At 72.2% G+C, this 16,917-nt stretch carries 11 protein-coding genes; 8 read left to right on the forward strand and 3 right to left on the reverse strand.

The features are described from left to right. Positions 1-90 precede the first annotated feature (90 nt). From AB0I54_RS29015 to AB0I54_RS29035, 5 genes are all read left to right on the forward strand, one after another. The gene (locus tag AB0I54_RS29015; protein WP_363299115.1) at positions 91-1,269 is read left to right on the forward strand and encodes an acyl-CoA dehydrogenase family protein; all 1,179 of its coding nucleotides are present in this window, start codon (positions 91-93) and stop codon (positions 1,267-1,269) included. Between the two features lie 9 nt (positions 1,270-1,278). Then, complete coding sequence (locus AB0I54_RS29020) at positions 1,279-2,148, forward strand: oxygenase MpaB family protein (RefSeq protein WP_363299116.1); 870 nt, start codon at positions 1,279-1,281, stop codon at positions 2,146-2,148. A gap of 113 nt (positions 2,149-2,261) precedes the next feature. Then, entirely contained in the window at positions 2,262-4,490 is a 2,229-nt protein-coding gene (locus tag AB0I54_RS29025) for a serine/threonine-protein kinase (RefSeq protein ID WP_363299117.1), read from the forward strand. A gap of 59 nt (positions 4,491-4,549) precedes the next feature. Then, positions 4,550-6,112 carry an NAD(P)/FAD-dependent oxidoreductase gene (locus AB0I54_RS29030; RefSeq protein WP_363299118.1) on the forward strand — a complete coding sequence of 521 codons (1,563 nt, stop codon included), beginning with the start codon at positions 4,550-4,552 and terminating at the stop codon, positions 6,110-6,112. A 6-nt stretch (positions 6,113-6,118) separates the two neighbouring features. Beyond that, positions 6,119-6,901 (forward strand): class I SAM-dependent methyltransferase, encoded by a 783-nt coding sequence (locus tag AB0I54_RS29035; RefSeq protein WP_363299119.1) that lies wholly within the window; start codon positions 6,119-6,121, stop codon positions 6,899-6,901. Here the strand turns inward: AB0I54_RS29035 and AB0I54_RS29040 are convergent. Continuing rightward, positions 6,898-8,670: a serine hydrolase gene (locus AB0I54_RS29040; RefSeq protein WP_363299161.1), complete on the reverse strand. Its 1,773-nt coding sequence runs from the start codon at positions 8,668-8,670 to the stop codon at positions 6,898-6,900. The genes AB0I54_RS29035 and AB0I54_RS29040 overlap by 4 nt on opposite strands. 139 nt (positions 8,671-8,809) lie before the next feature. Here AB0I54_RS29040 and AB0I54_RS29045 point away from each other — a divergent pair, with 139 nt between their 5' ends. Both AB0I54_RS29045 and AB0I54_RS29050 read left to right on the forward strand, forming a co-directional pair. After that, positions 8,810-9,922 (forward strand): nitronate monooxygenase, encoded by a 1,113-nt coding sequence (locus tag AB0I54_RS29045; RefSeq protein WP_363299120.1) that lies wholly within the window; start codon positions 8,810-8,812, stop codon positions 9,920-9,922. Next, positions 9,919-11,469 carry an acyl-CoA synthetase gene (locus AB0I54_RS29050; RefSeq protein WP_363299121.1) on the forward strand — a complete coding sequence of 517 codons (1,551 nt, stop codon included), beginning with the start codon at positions 9,919-9,921 and terminating at the stop codon, positions 11,467-11,469. The genes AB0I54_RS29045 and AB0I54_RS29050 overlap by 4 nt, the downstream gene beginning before the upstream one ends. Positions 11,470-11,539: 70 nt before the next feature. On the opposite strand, the gene AB0I54_RS29055 is transcribed toward AB0I54_RS29050, so the two are convergent. Continuing rightward, positions 11,540-13,951, reverse strand: a complete 2,412-nt coding sequence (locus tag AB0I54_RS29055; RefSeq protein ID WP_363299122.1) for a penicillin acylase family protein — start codon at positions 13,949-13,951, stop codon at positions 11,540-11,542. Between the two features lie 110 nt (positions 13,952-14,061). On the opposite strand from AB0I54_RS29055, the gene AB0I54_RS29060 reads away from it, so the two are divergent. Next, positions 14,062-15,558 carry an acyl-CoA synthetase gene (locus tag AB0I54_RS29060; RefSeq protein ID WP_363299123.1) on the forward strand — a complete coding sequence of 499 codons (1,497 nt, stop codon included), beginning with the start codon at positions 14,062-14,064 and terminating at the stop codon, positions 15,556-15,558. A 20-nt stretch (positions 15,559-15,578) separates the two neighbouring features. On the opposite strand, the gene paaK is transcribed toward AB0I54_RS29060, so the two are convergent. Further along, positions 15,579-16,877, reverse strand: coding sequence for a phenylacetate--CoA ligase PaaK (paaK, locus tag AB0I54_RS29065; protein WP_363299124.1), 1,299 nt, complete (start codon positions 16,875-16,877; stop codon positions 15,579-15,581). Between the last annotated feature and the right edge of the window lie 40 nt (positions 16,878-16,917).

Below are 16,917 nucleotides of genomic sequence, written 5' to 3' on the forward strand. Positions count from 1 at the left end.
TGCCCGGTTCGAGGCTCGGCATTCCCAATTTCTGGAACACGTTCTACGGTGTGCGCCGTCAGGACCGGCCATCGCGAGCCTGGAGGCGCCGTGCATCTCGACCACACGCCCGAGCAGCAGCGACTGCGCACCGAACTGCGCGCCTACTTCGCCGACCTGGTGCCGGACAACGCCTACGCCCGCTACGCCGACCCGGCCGCGCAGAAGCGGTTCTACCGCGACACCATCAGGCGGCTGGGCACGGACCGCTGGCTCGGTGTGGGCTGGCCCGAGGAGTACGGCGGGCGCGGCCTGACCCCCATGGAGCAGTTCATCTTCTTCGACGAGGCCGCGCAGGCCGGCGTACCGCTGCCGCTGATGGCGCTGAACACCGTCGGCCCGACGATCATGCAGTTCGGCACCGACGAGCAGAAGGCCTACTTCCTGCCGAGGATCCTCTCCGGCGAGATCGACTTCGCCATCGGCTACAGCGAGCCCGACGCGGGCACGGACCTGGCCTCCCTGAAGACCCGCGCCGTACGGGACGGCGACGAATACATCGTCAACGGCCAGAAGATATGGACGACCAACGGCGACACCGCCGACTGGGTGTGGCTGGCGGTCCGCACCGACCCGGACGCCCCCGCGCACAAGGGCATCACCATGCTCCTCGTGCCGACCTCCGACCCCGGCTACTCCTGCACCGTCATCAACACCCTCGCCTCGCACGACACCACGGCCAGCTACTACGAGAACATCCGCGTCCCCGTCACCCGCCGGGTCGGCGAGGAGAACCAGGGCTGGCGGCTGATCACCAACCAGCTCAACCACGAACGCGTCACCCTCGCCGCCCACGGCACCATGGCGATCCGCGCCCTGCAGGACGTCCAGCGCTGGGCGATGGAGACCAAACTCGCCGACGGCCGCCGGGTGATCGACCTGCCCTGGGTGCGCGGGCGGCTCGCCCGCACCCACACCCGGCTCGACGCCATGAAGCTCCTCAACTGGCGGATGGTCACCGCCGTCCAGGAGGGCACGCTCACCCCGCAGGACGCCTCCGCGGTCAAGGTGTACGGCTCCGAGACCCGCCGGGACGCGTATGCCTGGCTCATGGAGATCGTCGCCGCCGCCGGACCCTTGAAGGAGGGCTCCGCGGGCGCCGTCCTCCACGGTGACCTGGAACGCGGCTACCGCTCGGCGGTGATCTTCACCTTCGGCGGCGGCAACAACGAGATCCAGCGCGAAATCATCTCCTGGATCGGTCTGGGGATGCCACGGGTACGGCGCTAGCCTGCGAGTATGTCCGCGGCAGTGGAAGACCTCCGGCCGGGTGACCCGGGGCTGTTCACCCCGCGGTCGGTGACCTGGCAGATGCACGGTGACCCGATGATGTGGGTCGCCGGGATACGCGCGCTCTATCTGCAGGCGCTGCACCCGCGCGCGGTGCGCGGTGTCATGCAGAACTCGGACTTCCGCAAGGACGCCTGGGGCCGGCTGATGCGCACCGCCGACTTCGTCGGCACGACGACGTACGGCACGACGCAGGCCGCCGAGCGGGCGGGCGCCCGGGTGCGGAAGATCCACAGCAGGCTGGGGGCGACGGATCCGGACACCGGGGAGCGGTACGGCGTCGACGAACCCGAGCTGCTGCTGTGGGTGCACTGCGCCGAGATCGACTCCTATCTGCACGTGATGCGCCGCTCCGGCTACCCGCTCACCGACGCGCAGGCCGACCGTTACATCGCCGAACACCGCATCAGTGCCCGGCTGGTGGGCCTCGACCCGGACGCCGTACCGGCCGACCGGGCCCAGATGGCCGCGTACTTCGAGAAGGTGCGGCCCGAACTCGCCGCAGGACCCGAGGCACTCGAGGTGGACGACTTCCTGCTCCGTCCGCCGACGCATCCCCTCCTGGTCCCGGCGCGCGAGGTGCTCTGGCGGCGCGTGGCCCATCTGGCGTACGCCTCCCTGCCGCCGTACGCCCACGAGCTGTACGGCAGACCGGCCCCCGCACCCGCCACGGTCACCCGCCGACTGCGCGCCACGGGCCGCCTGCTGCGCTGCATACCCGCACGTCTGCGCTGGCAGCTGCCGCCCAAACACATCCTGCGCGCCATGGCCCGGCTCGGCCCCAACTCACGCCCGGCACCGTACAAAGTCGGACGATAAGCCGCCATACTGGACGAGCAGGGGGGTGTCACGGATCGGACCGACTTGGCGCGGCCGCACCTTGACGGCAACCCCAGGGGAGGGGCGGACGGCGACGGGGGCGACGGCGGACGATGGCGGACACCAGACTGGTCCAGGGCCGGTACCGGCTGCTCGATCTGATCGGGCGGGGCGGGATGGGCGAGGTGTGGCGTGCCCGGGACGAGTCCCTGGGGCGGCATGTCGCGGTGAAGTGCCTCAAGCCGCTCGGCCCGCACCACGACCACTCCTTCACCCGCGTCCTGCGGGAACGGTTCCGCCGTGAGGCCCGGGTGGCCGCCGCGCTCTCGCACCGCGGGGTGACCGTCGTCCACGACTTCGGCGAGTACGACGGCATCCTCTACCTCGTCATGGAGCTGCTGGAAGGCCGCAACCTCAGCCAGCTCCTGGAGGACAACGAACACCACCCGCTGACCGTCCCCGACATCGTGGACATCGCCGACCAGGTCGCCGCCGCCCTCGCCTACACCCACCAACAGGGCATCGTGCACCGCGACCTGAAACCCGCGAACATCATGCGGCTCACCGACGGCACCGTGAAGATCTGCGACTTCGGCATCGCCCGCCTCGGCCACGACATCGGCTTCACCTCCCGGCTGACCGGCACCGGCATCGCGATGGGCACCCCGCACTACATGTCGCCCGAGCAGATCAGCGGTTCCGAGGTCGACCACCGCAGCGACCTGTACTCGCTCGGCTGCGTGCTCTACGAAATCGCCACCGGCGCACCGCCGTTCGACCTGGGCGACGCCTGGGCCATCCTCATCGGCCACCGCGACACCCCGCCCAGCCCGCCACGCGGCCGACGGGCCGAACTCCCCGAGTACCTGGAGCAGGTCATCCTCGACCTCCTGGCCAAACGGCCGGAGCAACGCCCGTACGACGCACGTGAGTTGGCGCGCCGTATCACCACCGGCCGTACGACACCCGCGTACGTGCCGACCGTGGTGAGCCCCCAACCCCGACTGCTGCCCGTCGAGCCCCCCTCCCGCGAGGCCCGCCTGCCCTCCTGGACCCGGGGCATGACCACCGGCCACAAGGCGACCGGCGCCGGGCTGCGCACCACACCCCCGGACGCCGCGGCCGGTCTCACCGGCGAGTGGATCGCCCGGCCCGCCACCGGCCCGGCACCCCTGCCGGCGCCGTCCGCCCCGTCCCACGAGGCCGTCACCGCCCTCGCCGGACGGCACAACGCGGGCCTCAGCCTGGGACGGCTCGGCCGCTGGCCCGAGGCGGGCGACGTGCACCGCGCGGTCGCCGCCGAGCGCACCCGCCTGCTCGGCCCGGACCACCCCGACACGCTCGCCAGCCGCTACGAGATCGCCTTCACCCTCAGCCGCACCGGCCGCGCCGCCGACGCCCTGCGCGAGTACACCGAGGTCGCCCGCGCCAGAGAGCGGGTGCTGGGCGCCGACCACCCCGACACGCTCGCCGCCCGCCAGGAAATGGCCTATGTGCTCGGCCGGTTGGGCCGCCACTTCGACGCCCACCAGACATACACCTCGGTGCTGGCCGCCCGGGAGCGCACCATGGGCCCGGACCACCCCGACACCCTGCGCTGCCGCCACAACCTCGCCTTCAACCTCAGCAGACTCGGCCGCCTCGACGACTCGTACCGCATGGCCCACGAGGTGGCCGCCGCACGCGCCCGGGTGCTCGGCCCGGACCACCCCGACACCCTGGTGACCCGCTACGAAGTCGCCTACGCGCTCGGCCAGCTGGGCCGCTGGGAGGAGGCCCTGCGCACCTACCGCGAGGTCGCCGAGGCCCGCGCCCAGGCCCTCGGCCCCGACCACGCCGACACCCTCGCCGCCCGCTACGAGGTCGGCATCAGCCTCGGCCGCCTCGGCCGCAGCACGGACGCCCTCGAGCTGTACCGCGAGCTGATCGACGACCGCACCCGAGTCCACGGCGCCGCCCACCCCGAGACCCTGCGCGCCCGCCACGGCCTCGGGGTCAACCTGGGCCGCCTCGGCCGCTGGGAGGAGGCCCTCGCCGAGTCCCGCGACGTCTGCGCCATCCGTGAGCGCGTCCTCGGCCCCGAGCACCCCGACACCCTCGTCAGCCGCCGCGAGGTCGCCGTGAGCCTCGGCTGGCTCGGCCGCTGGCCGGACGCGCTGACCGAGTACCGCCGGGTCGCCGGCGCCCGCGAACGCGTGCTGGGCCCCGACCACCCCGACACCCTGGCCAGCCGCAACGACGAGGCCCACTGCCTGGAGCAGCTCGGCCGCGGCGCCGAGGCCGTCGAGCTGTACCGCCGGGTGGCGGTGCTGCGCCAGCAGCGCGCGTCCGGCGGACGCTGAGCCGGGGCAGGCACGGCATGCCTCTGGCAGCCGTAGATCATCACGTGTTACGAAGAACCATGCCTGCACACGAGGGATCCCGGACGTACGACGCCGTCATCGTCGGCGGCGGCCACAACGGCCTGGTCGCGGCCGCCTATCTGGCCAGGGCCGGCAAGTCCGTGCTCGTACTGGAGCGCCTGGAGCACACCGGCGGCGCCGCCGTGTCGACCCGCCCCTTCGCCGGTGTCGACGCCCGTCTGTCGCGCTACTCCTACCTGGTCAGCCTGCTGCCCAAGAAGATCGTGCGGGACCTGGGCCTCGCCTTCCGGGTCCGTGGGCGCACCATCTCGTCGTACACCCCGGTCGAACGGGACGGACGGCCGACCGGACTGCTCGTCGGCGGCGGCGAACGGCGCACCCGCGAGGCCTTCGCCCGGCTGACGGGCGGCAGCCGCGAGTACGAGGCCTGGCAGCGCTTCTACGGCATGACCGGCCAGGTCGCCCAGCGGGTCTTCCCCACCCTCACCGAACCGCTGCCCACCCGTGACGAACTGCGCCGCCGCATCGACGACGAGGACGCCTGGCGGGCCCTGTTCGAGGAGCCGATCGGTGCCGCGATCGAGCGGAACTTCACCGACGACCTGGTGCGGGGCGTGGTCCTCACCGACGGACTGATCGGCACCTTCGCCGACGCACACGACCCCTCCCTGCGGCAGAACCGGTGCTTCCTGTACCACGTCATCGGCGGCGGCACCGGCGCCTGGGACGTGCCCGTCGGCGGCATGGGCGCCCTGACCGACGCGCTGGCCGCCGCCGCACGCGCCGCGGGCGCGGTCATCGCGACCGGGCACGAGGCGGTACGGATCCAGACGGACGGGCAGAGCGCCGAGGTCACCCACCGCACGGCCGACGGCGAGGGCATCGCCACCGCCCGGCACGTCCTCGTGGGCGCCTCGCCGCAGGAACTCGCCGCTCTGACCGGCGACCCGGCGCCGGCGCCCGCCGAAGGCGCCCAGCTGAAGGTGAACATGCTGCTCAAGCGGCTGCCGAGGCTGCGCGACGGCTCCGTCGACCCGCGCGAGGCCTTCGCCGGCACCTTCCACATCGCCGAGGGCTACGAACAGCTGGCCGCGGCCCACGCCCAGGCCGCGTCCGGTGAGCTCCCGGCGGCACCGCCGTCCGAGATCTACTGCCACTCCCTCACCGACCCCACGATCCTCGGCCGGAACCTGGTCGACGCGGGCTACCAGACCCTCACCCTCTTCGGCCTCCACACGCCCGCACGGCTCTTCGACCGGGACAACGACGCGGTACGCGACGAACTCCTCAAGTCCACGCTCGCGCAGCTCGACGCCCATCTCGCCGAATCGATCGCCGACTGCCTCGCGACCGATGCCGAGGGCCGGCCCTGCATCGAGGCGAAGACCCCGCTCGACCTCGAACGCGACCTGCGGCTGCCCGGCGGCAACATCTTCCACCGGGACCTGTCCTGGCCCTACGCCCAGGAGGAGACCGGACGCTGGGGCGTGGAGACCCGGCACGGCAACATCCTGCTGTGCGGGGCGGGCGCGGTGCGCGGCGGAGGGGTGAGCGGGGTGCCGGGGCACAACGCGGCGATGGCGGTGCTGGAGCGGGAGTGACGGCCCATGTCCGAGACACCTTCGGTCCCGCCCTCGGTCCGTGACTTCTACGACCGGCTCGCCCCCGACTACCACCTGATCTTCCCGGACTGGGACGCGAGCATGGCCCGCCAGGCCACCGCGCTGGACGGTCTCGTCCGCGCCCGGCTGGGCCCGGGGCCGCACCGGATCCTGGACTGTGCCTGCGGGATCGGCACCCAGGCGATCGGGCTCGCCCTGCGCGGCCACCACGTCACCGGCACCGACCTGAGCCCGGTCGCCGTCTCCCGGGCCGCCGCCGAAGCCACCGCCCGTGGCGCCGCGCTGCCGGCCGCGGCGGCCGACATGCGCGCCCTGCCGTTCGGCTCCGCCGCCTTCGACGTGGTCGTGTGCGCCGACAACTCGCTCCCGCACCTGCTCACCGACGAGGACCTCGACGCGGCCCTGGCGGGCATGCGACGGGTCCTGCGGGACGGGGGACTCGTGGTGATCACCGTGCGGGACTACGACGAACTCCGCCGCGACCGCCCGGTCTCCACGCCGCCCCAGGTCTCCGGGAGGGGCGACGGGCGGGTGGTCACCTTCCAGCTGTGGCACTGGTACGACGACGGTGAGCGCTACGACCTGGAACACTTCCAGCTGCTGCCCACCGGAACCGGCTGGGAGGTCCGGGTCCGGCGCACCGCCTACCGGGCCCTGACCCGCGGCCGGCTGACGGAGGCGCTGACCACCGCCGGCTTCACCGACGTCACCTGGCTGGAGCCGTCCGCCACCGGCTTCTACCAGCCGGTTGTCACAGCCGTCTCCTAGTCGGTTGACGGAGCCCACCCGGCCGCCGTGACGCGTGCCGCGTCCGCGGGCCGGGCCTCGTCGAACAGCACGGTTCCGGAGGCCTCCACGCGCGGGGCGTCGACGTACGCGCCGCGGCCGACGTAGAGCCGGTCGGTGGCGTAGCGCCAGCGCAGGACGAGCTGCCCGGCCGCCGGAAGGGGCGCCGTCAGCCGGTGCCAGACGCGGCCGGACCAGCCCGTGGCCGTACCGGCCGGGTGCTCCTCGGGGTCCTCGCCGTGGCGGGTGGTGGTGAACGCGACCGGCTGCCAGGTGGCGCCGCCGTCCGCGGTGGACTCCAGCACGAGCACGTCCGAACCGGGCTCGGTGTCCCACCACAGGGCACAGCGCAGGCGGGCGGTGCCGCAGGAGGTGTCGAGCGCGGGGAGGGCGAGCGTCGCGGTCGCGTTGCTCGCCATGCCGGAGAACCATGCCGTACGGCCCTGCGCCGGGCGGACCGGGACGGCACGCGCCAGGTTGTTGCCCGCGGCCACCCGCGGAGCCGAGCCGGAGCGCCAACTGCGCACGGGGTGCACCGAGTTGCCGAGCACGACCAGGAAGGAGTCGGTCGTGGGGTCGAGGACCAGCGAGGTGCCGGTGAAGCCGGTGTGGCCGGCCGTGCGCGGGGTGGCCAGCGCGCCCATGTACCAGTGCTGGTAGAGCTCGAAGCCGAGCCCGTGCTCGTCGCCCGGGAAGGCCGAGTTGAAGTCGGTGAACATCAGGTCCACCGACTCCGGGGCGAGGATGCGCGTGCGCCCGTACACGCCGCGGTTCAGCAGCGTCCGGCCGAGGACCGCGAGGTCCCAGGCGCAGGAGAACACCCCCGCGTGGCCCGCGACACCGCCGAGGCTGTACGCGTTCTCGTCGTGCACCTCGCCCCACACCAGCCCCCGGTCGAGGCCGGACCAGGGCCTGCGGGCGTCCTCCGTCGCCGCGATCCCGGGCCTCCAGGAGGCGGGCGGGTTGTAGCGGGTGCGGCTCAGGCCCAGGGGTGCGGTGATCTCTTCGTGCAGAAGGACGTCCAGGGCGCGGCCCGTGACGCGTTCCAGCACCAGCTGGAGGGAGATCAGGTTCAGGTCCGAGTAGAGGTACTTGGTGCCCGGTGGGTTGAGCGGCGCCTCGTTCCAGATGAGCCGGAGCCGCTCCTCGTGCGTCGGCGCGTTGTAGAGCGGGATCCAGGCGCGGAAACCGGATGTGTGGGTGAGCAGTTGACGGATCGTGATGTCCTGCTTGCCGGCCGCCCCGAACTCGGGGACGTACGAGGCGACCGTCGCCTCCAGTTCCAGCGTGCCCCGCTCCATCTGCTGCACGGCGAGGAGCGAGGTGAACAGCTTGGAGACGGAGGCCAGGTCGAAGACCGTGTCCTCGGTCATGGGGATCTGCTGTCCGGGCGGGAACTCGACACCCGTGTCGGTCTTCTCGTCGTACGCCGCGTAGCGCACCGCCATGCCGATGGGCCGGTGCAGGGCCACCGTGCCGCCGCGCCCGGCGAGCAGGACGGCGCCCGCGTACCACGGGTGCTTGGGGGACGGGCCGAGGAACGCCTCGGCGTCGGCGACCAGTTGGCGCAGATGCTCCGGGAGCAGTCCGGCGCGCTCCGGCGATCCATGGCGCAGGGTGGGGTGATGGCCGCCGGACGCGGGAACGGCTTCGGCCGGACCGGCGGGTAAGGACGCGAGGGCGAGGGCGCCGCCGAGGGTCAGGGCGCCGAGTCGACGGCGGGTGAGTCTGTGGGCCACCTCATCGGTCATCATGAAACCTTCCTGTCGGGGGCGGGATGTGTCAATGAGGCGTGCGTGTACCGCGGTGGCGCGGGAGCCGGAACCAGAAATCTGACGGAGCATCAGAAAACCTCTTCCGTCGTCCGGAGGACTGCGGCATCCTGCGCCCATGCAGACGGAGCTGAGCAAGCAACTGGGAGTCGAGCACGCCGTCTTCGGCTTCACGCCGTTCCCCGCCGTCGCCGCGGCCATCAGCCGGGCCGGCGGCTTCGGAGTGCTCGGCGCGGTCCGCTACACGGCCCCCGACGACCTCAAACGCGATCTCGACTGGATCGAGGCGCACGTCGACGGCCGGCCCTACGGCCTGGACGTCGTCATGCCCGCGAAGAAGGTCGAGGGCGTCACCGAGGCGGACGTCGAGGCGATGATCCCCGAAGGACACCGGCAGTTCGTCCGGGACACCCTCACCAAGTACGGCGTGCCCGAACTCGCCGAGGGCGAGGCCGCCGGGTGGCGCATCACCGGCTGGATGGAGCAGGTCGCCCGCACCCAGCTCGACGTCGCCTTCGACTATCCGATCGCACTGCTCGCCAACGCCCTCGGCTCCCCGCCCGCCGACGTGGTGGCCCGTGCCCACGACCGGGGTGTGCTCGTCGCCGCGCTCGCGGGCAGTGCCCGGCACGCCCGCAAGCACCAGGAGGCGGGCATCGACGTCGTCGTGGCCCAGGGCTACGAGGCGGGCGGCCACACCGGCGAGATCGCGTCCATGGTGCTGACTCCCGAGGTCGTCGACGCCGTCGACCCGCTGCCGGTGCTGGCCGCGGGCGGGATCGGCAGCGGACAACAGGTGGCGGCCGCCCTGAGCCTCGGCGCCCAGGGTGTGTGGCTGGGCTCCATATGGCTGACCACCACAGAAGCCGACCTCCACTCGCCCGCGCTGACGCGCAAGCTCCTCGCCGCCGGATCCGGCGACACCGTCCGCTCGCGCGCCCTGACCGGGAAGCCCGCACGTCAGCTCCGTACCGAATGGACCGACGCCTGGGACGACCCGGGCGGGCCCGGCACCCTGCCCATGCCCCTGCAGGGCCTGCTGGTCGCCGAGGCGGTCTCCCGCATCCAGAAGTACGAGGTCGAGCCGCTGCTCGGCACACCCGTCGGCCAGATCGTCGGCCGGATGACGAGTCGACGCAGCGTCCAGGCCGTCTTCGACGACCTCACCCGGGGCTTCGAGCGGGCCGTCGACCGCATCAACCGCATCGCCGGAAGGAGCGGCCGGCCGTGACCACACCCCCCGTCGGCTTCTGGGCCCAGGCCGCCCGGCACCCCGACCGCATGATCCTCGTCGCCCCCGACGGCGAGCAGTGGACCGCCGGCCGGCTGCACGCCGCCGCCAACCGGCTGGTGCACGGCCTGCGTGCCGCGGGCCTGGAACGCGGCGACGCCTTCGCGGTCGTGCTGCCCAACGGCGTCGAGTTCTTCATCGCCTACCTCGCCGCCAGCCAGGCCGGGTTCTACCTCGTCCCCGTCAACCACCACCTCGTCGGCCCGGAGATCGCCTGGATCGTCTCCGACTCCGGCGCGAAGGTGCTGATCGCCCACGAACGGTTCGCCGGACCCGCCCGGCACGCGGCCGACGAGGCCGGCCTGCCCGCCACCCACCGGTACGCGGTCGGCGACGTGGAGGGTTTCCGGCCGTACGCCGAACTCCTCGACGGGCAGAGCGGGTCGGCGCCCGCGGACCGCACCCTCGGCTGGGTCATGAACTACACCTCGGGCACCACCGGCCGCCCGCGCGGCATCCGCCGCCCCCTGCCCGGCAAGACCCCCGAGGAGGCCTACCTCGGCGGCTTCCTCGGCATCTTCGGCATCAAGCCGTACGACGACAACGTGCACCTCGTCTGCTCACCGCTCTACCACACGGCCGTGCTCCAGTTCGCGGGCGCGTCCCTGCACATCGGCCACCGGCTGGTGCTGATGGACAAGTGGACCCCCGAGGAGATGCTCCGTCTCATCGACACCCACCGGTGCACGCACACCCATATGGTCCCGACACAGTTCCACCGGCTCCTCGCACTCCCGGAACACACCAGGCAGGCGTACGACGTCTCATCCATGCGGCACGCCATCCACGGTGCCGCCCCCTGCCCCGACCATGTGAAACGAGCCATGATCGACTGGTGGGGGCACTGTGTGGAGGAGTACTACGCGGCCAGCGAGGGCGGCGGTGCCTTCGCGACCGCCGAGGACTGGCTGAAGAAGCCCGGCACCGTCGGCAAGGCCTGGCCGATCAGCGAGCTCGCGATCTTCGACGACGACGGCAACCGGCTCCCGCCCGGTGAACTCGGCACCGTCTACCTGAAGATGAACACCGGCGGCTTCTCGTACCACAAGGACGAGGCCAAGACGAGGAAGAACCGCATCGGTGACTTCTTCACCGTCGGCGACCTCGGCTGTCTCGACGAGGACGGCTATCTCTTCCTGCGCGACCGCAAGATCGACATGATCATCTCGGGTGGGGTCAACATCTATCCCGCCGAGATCGAGTCCGCGCTGCTCGCCCATCCCGCAGTCGCCGACGCCGCCGCCTTCGGCATCCCGCACGACGACTGGGGCGAGGAGGTCAAGGCCGTCGTGGAGCCCGCCCCGGGACACGAGCCCGGGCCGGACCTCGCCGCCGCCCTCCTCGGCCACTGCGCGCAGCGGCTCGCCGGCTACAAACGGCCCAGGAGCATCGACTTCATCGCCGAGATGCCGCGCGACCCCAACGGCAAGCTGTACAAGCGACGGCTGCGGGACCCCTACTGGGAGGGCCGCACACGACCCGTGTGAGCGACACCGGCTGTCAGACGAAAGGGTGTGGTCCCGCCCCATGAGGGCCGGGACCACACCCTCGGGGCCGTCAGCGGTCGGAAACCCTCACCACGCTCAGCGAGGGCGACGACAGGATGTCCTTCTCGCAGAACCGCGACGTCACCCACCGCTCCTGGGAGTACAGGTGGGTCTGGTCGCTGTAGTGGGACGAGTTCGGGTTCGAGGACTGCGAGTACGTCAGCAGCGTGCGGGCCACCGGGCAGGGGCCGCCGTCCCAGCCCACCGCCTGGATGTAGCTGGAGCCGAAGCTCACCTCGGTATAGGCATCCTGGGCCGCGTCCCACACGGGCTCGACCTTGTTCCACACGCCGAGCGACTCGGTGCCGCCCGGCACCGGTATGTGCCGCCCGTCACGCACGACGTACTGACGCTCGCCCAGCGGGGAGCCGAGGGCGACACCGGCCGCGCGCAGTGCGGCGACCGTGTCGGCGAGGGCCGTGGTGAAGCCCGGCGCGGCCGTGTTCAGGGTGTTCGGCGTGTGCACCGGGTCCGCCGTGGAGAACGGCACCTTCCACAGCTGCGCCGGCGGCACGTCCGCCGTCAGGTTCCTCCAGAACCGGTCGAACAACAGTGCGCCCCGGCTCCCGCTGTGCGCCGTGCGGTCCCAGGCCGCCAGCACCCCGCACGCCTCGCGCACGTCGACGGCCTTGCCGGAGCTGTCCGTCGCCGTGCCGCCGGGCAGGGCCGCGCACGCCTTCGCCGTGTCGTTCGCGATCAGGTTCCCCGCGGTCACCCGGTTCGCGAACTCCTGCCGCTGCAGATCGGCCACGGTCAGACGACCCCGCCGGGCCAGCGCGGCGACGTCGTCCAGCGCGCCGCGCGTGCGCAGCGAGCGGGGCGTGCCGATGTCGCCGAAGATCCGCTCGTACCCGGTCAGCGGCCGGTCCGCATTGGTCAGCCAGGCGCTGTTGTTCGAGTTCTCCGCGTACGGGGCGTCCCGGAGCGCGGGCATGCGCGCGGGCCCGAAGATCCCCGGCTGCACGGCGTCGGCGTCGCTGCCGAGCGCGCAGTCGCCGCGCGAGCCGTCGAGGACCGCGAGCCCGGACGAGGGGTAGGTGACCTTGCCGAGCGCCGTGGAACAGCGCCGCGCCAGCTCGTCGGTGATGCGCGGGAGCACCTGCGCCTGGGTGAACAGCGTGTGCCCCGCGGAGTCGGCGGCGAACGTGTTCACCCAGGGCAGGCCCTGCGTCCGCTCGACCGCCGCGAGGACGTCGGCCGTGCTGCGGGCCTTGCTGAAGGCGAGCCCCGTGTCGGGGAAACGCAGATTCGCCGCGTTCGGGTCGTTCAGCGCGTACGCCGTCGTCGACGTCCAGGGCAGTGGCACCGTGGCGCCGAGCGAGGTGACCACCGGGCCGTACCGCGTCCACCACTGGGTCCGGGTCACCGGCGCTCCGCCCGCGACCGGGACCGTGACGGTCCGCCGGGTCATGTGCTCCCGGGTGCCGTCGACGAGATAGACCGTCGGGTCGGACGGATCCAGGGTGAGCTGCTCCAGATCGAGCGGGACGCCCGTGGAGACGGTATGGCTCCAGGCCACATGGGAGTTGTGCCCGATGGAGATCGTGGCCGAGCCGAGCAGCGAGCCGCCCATGACGTTCAGCTTTCCGGGGATCGTCTGCTGCGACTGCCAGAAGCGGCGTCCGCCCTGCCACGGGTAGTGCGGATTGCCCAGGAGCAGACCACGGCCGTTCGCCGTGGTGGCGCCGTCGAAGACGACCGCGTTCGAGCCCATGTCGGCGTTGTCGGCGGACAGCAGCGCACGGGCGGCCCGGGCGGTGGCGGCCGCGTCCGGGGCGCCGGTCGTGGGCATCGTGCCGGCCGGTGGCTGTGCGGCGGTGATCCCGTCCGCGGCGCGGCCCTGGCCGCCGAGGACGGCGAGGGCGTAGCTGCGGGTGGCCACGTCGAGCGTGGTGATCGGCCCGACCCATGCGGCGCCCTTGCACGCCGGATCGCTGATCCGGTGCTTCCTCAGCCAGGCGTTGTAGCCGGCCGCGAAGCCGCGCATCAAGTCCCGCACCTCGCCGGTCGGGCCGAGCGGCGCCGGCTCGGCGAACAGCCCGTTTACCGTCCCGGCGTCCCGCACCCCGCGGAAGTAGAGGTCACTGGCGAGGTTCGTCGTGGCCGAGGAGAGGGAGAGATCGGTGGCCGCGTCCGGTCCGAAGTACCGTGAGCGTTCCCCGCGCAGGGTCACGAAACCGTCCGCCAGCGTGCACACCTGGTCGGCGGCCTGCGCCCAGCCGGTGCCGAAGCCCAGGCCGGCGTAGTTCTTCGCGAGGATGTGCGGGATGCCGTACTCGGTGTAACGGATGACGGCGGACAGGCCCCCGTGCGACGGGTGTTCCTGTCGCTGCGCCGGCTGCGCGGACGCCGCCGGCAGGGCGGCGGTGGCGGTGAGCACTGCGGCGGCCGTGACGGCGAGCCGTTTCAAGCGGATGCGCATCGTACCTCCCAACGTCATTGAGGGAAGGAGCGGTTGAGCGTACCAACGGGTATGTGTCCGGGCTCCCGGGTTCTTGACCTCCTCGAGCGGGGGACAGAGGATCATGTGCCATGACGCAGGGACAGGGCAGCACGGTCGACGGGGTGCTGCGGCGCAGCGCCCGGCGCACCCCCGCGCGCGTCGCGGTGGAGTACCGCGAGCGCAGTTGGACGTACGAGGAACTGGACGACGCCGTCTCCCGCGCGGCGGGAGTGCTCCTCGCCCAGGGCCTCGCCCCCGGCGACCGGGTCGGCGCCTACGGCCACAACTCCGACGCCTACCTCATCGCCTTCCTCGCCTGCGCCCGGGCGGGCCTCGTGCACGTGCCGGTGAACCAGAACCTGACCGGCGACGACCTCGCGTACATCGTCGGCCAGTCGGGCAGCACGCTCGTGCTGGCCGACCCCGACCTCGCCGGCCGGCTGCCCGAGGACGTACGGGTGTTGCCGCTGCGGGACGCCGACGACTCGCTCCTCGCGGGACTCGCGACGGCACAGCCGTACGACGGTCCCGAACCGCGCACCGAGGACCTCGTGCAGCTGCTCTACACCTCGGGCACCACCGCGCTCCCCAAGGGCGCGATCATGACCCACCGGTCCCTGGTGCACGAGTACCTGAGCGCCATCACCGCCCTCGACCTGAGCGCCGGCGACCGGCCCGTGCACGCGCTGCCGCTGTACCACTCGGCCCAGATGCATGTGTTCCTGCTGCCCTGCCTGGCGATCGGCGCGACCAACATCATCCTCGACGCACCGGACGGGGACACGCTCTTCGACCTGATCGAGGACGGGCGCGTGGACAGCCTGTTCGCGCCGCCCACCGTGTGGATCGCGCTGTCGAACCGGCCCGACTTCGCGACCCGGGACCTGAGCGGTCTGCGCAAGGCGTACTACGGGGCGTCGATCATGCCGGTGCCCGTGCTGGAGCGGCTGCGCGAACGGCTGCCCGCGCTCGCGCTCTACAACTGCTTCGGCCAGAGCGAGATCGGCCCCCTGGCCACGGTGCTGGCACCCGACGAGCACAAGGGCAGGCTGGACTCCTGCGGCCGCACCGTGCTGTTCGTGGACGCGCGGGTGGTGGACGAGGACGGCGAGGAGGTGCCCGACGGCACGCCCGGTGAAATCGTCTACCGCTCACCGCAGTTGTGCGAGGGCTACTGGGACAAGCCCGAGGAGACCGCGGCCGCCTTCCGCGACGGCTGGTTCCACTCCGGCGACCTCGCGGTGCGGGACGCGCACGGCTACTTCACCATCGTCGACCGGGTGAAGGACGTCATCAACTCCGGTGGAGTGCTGATCGCTTCACGGCAGGTCGAGGACGCCCTGTACACCCACGAGGCGGTCGCCGAGGCCGCCGTGATCGGCCTCCCCGACGAGCGGTGGATCGAGGCCGTCACGGCGGTCGTCGTGCCGCGCGGCGAGGTCACCGAGGCCGAGCTGATCGCCCACGCACGCGAGCAGCTGGCATCCTTCAAAGCGCCCAAACGGGTGCTGTTCGTGGACGCGCTGCCGCGCAACGCGAGCGGGAAGATCCTCAAGCGCGAGCTGCGCGACCGCTTCGGGGGCTGACCGCCGACCCGCGACGGCACCTACCGCGGACGCAGGTCCACGATCCGGCGGATCTTGCCCACCGAGCGCTCCAGCGACTCCGGTTCGACGATCTCGACGCCCACGGACACGCCGATCCCGTCCTTCACGGCCGCGGCGACGACCCGCGCGGCCTCCTCCCGTGCCTCGGGTGTCGCGCCGGGGCGTGCCTCAGCCCGTACCGTGAGCGCGTCGAGGCGGCCCTCCCGGGTGAGGCGCAGCTGGAAGTGCGGCGCGACGCCCGGGGTGCGCAGCACGATCTCCTCGATCTGGGTCGGGAACAGGTTGACCCCGCGCACGATCACCATGTCGTCACTGCGCCCGGTCACCTTCTGCATACGCCGGAACACCCGCGCCGTGCCGGGCAGCAGCCGGGTCAGGTCACGGGTCCGGTAACGGACCACCGGCATCGCCTCCTTGGTGAGCGAGGTGAAGACCAGCTCGCCCTCCTCGCCGTCCGGGAGCACCTCGCCCGTGATCGGGTCCACGACCTCCGGGAAGAAGTGGTCCTCCCAGATGTGCAGTCCGTCCTTGGTCTCCACGCACTCCTGGGCGACACCCGGCCCGATCACCTCGGAGAGCCCGTAGAGGTCGACGGCGTCGATCGCGAACCGCTCCTCGATCTCGCGCCGCATCTCCTCCGTCCACGGCTCGGCACCGAACACGCCGACCCGCAGCGAGGTCCCGCGCGGGTCGACGCCCTGCCGTTCGAACTCGTCGAGCAGGGTGAGCATGTACGACGGGGTGACCATGATGATTCCGGGCCGGAGGTCCTGGATCAGCTGGACCTGGCGGGCCGTCATACCGCCGGACGCGGGGACGACCGTACAGCCCAGCCGCTCGGCACCGTAGTGGGCGCCCAGACCGCCCGTGAACAGCCCATAGCCGTAGGCCACATGCACCGTGTCGCCGGGGCGGCCGCCCGCCGCCCTGATCGAGCGCGCCACCATGTCCGCCCACATGGCAAGGTCGTTCTCCGTATAGCCGACCACCGTGGGGCGTCCCGTGGTGCCGCTCGACGCGTGGATCCGGCGAATACGGTCCCGGGGCACGGCGAACATCCCGTACGGATAGTTCTCCCGCAGGTCGGCCTTGGTGGTGAAGGGGAAGCGGGCCAGGTCGGCAAGGGAGCGGCAGTCCTCCGGCCGGACCCCGGCCTTGTCGAAGGACTCCCGGTAGAAGGGCACGTGCTCGTAGGCGTGCCGCAGGGAGGCGCGCATCCGTTCCAGCTGCAGTGCCGCGAGTGCCTCCGCGTCGAGCCGTTCCCCCGCGTCGAGCAGCTCCGTCGCACCATCAGCCATGGGACACCTCTCCCTCGCCGAGCACATCGATCCGGGCTAC

The organism is Streptomyces sp. NPDC050625, from assembly GCF_040654755.1.
Lineage (GTDB): Bacteria > Actinomycetota > Actinomycetes > Streptomycetales > Streptomycetaceae > Streptomyces.

Bases quoted from the DNA above. Each gene is read 5' to 3' on its own strand.
- AB0I54_RS29020 (WP_363299116.1), top strand. From the start codon at position 1,279: ATGTCCGCGGCAGTGGAAGACCTCCGGCCGGGTGACCCGGGGCTGTTC.
- AB0I54_RS29025 (WP_363299117.1), top strand. From the start codon at position 2,262: ATGGCGGACACCAGACTGGTCCAGGGCCGGTACCGGCTGCTCGATCTG.
- AB0I54_RS29030 (WP_363299118.1), top strand. From the start codon at position 4,550: ATGCCTGCACACGAGGGATCCCGGACGTACGACGCCGTCATCGTCGGC.
- AB0I54_RS29035 (WP_363299119.1), top strand. From the start codon at position 6,119: ATGTCCGAGACACCTTCGGTCCCGCCCTCGGTCCGTGACTTCTACGAC.
- AB0I54_RS29040 (WP_363299161.1), bottom strand. From the start codon at position 8,670: ATGACCGATGAGGTGGCCCACAGACTCACCCGCCGTCGACTCGGCGCC.
- AB0I54_RS29045 (WP_363299120.1), top strand. From the start codon at position 8,810: ATGCAGACGGAGCTGAGCAAGCAACTGGGAGTCGAGCACGCCGTCTTC.
- AB0I54_RS29055 (WP_363299122.1), bottom strand. From the start codon at position 13,951: ATGCGCATCCGCTTGAAACGGCTCGCCGTCACGGCCGCCGCAGTGCTC.
- AB0I54_RS29060 (WP_363299123.1), top strand. From the start codon at position 14,062: ATGACGCAGGGACAGGGCAGCACGGTCGACGGGGTGCTGCGGCGCAGC.
- paaK (WP_363299124.1), bottom strand. From the start codon at position 16,877: ATGGCTGATGGTGCGACGGAGCTGCTCGACGCGGGGGAACGGCTCGAC.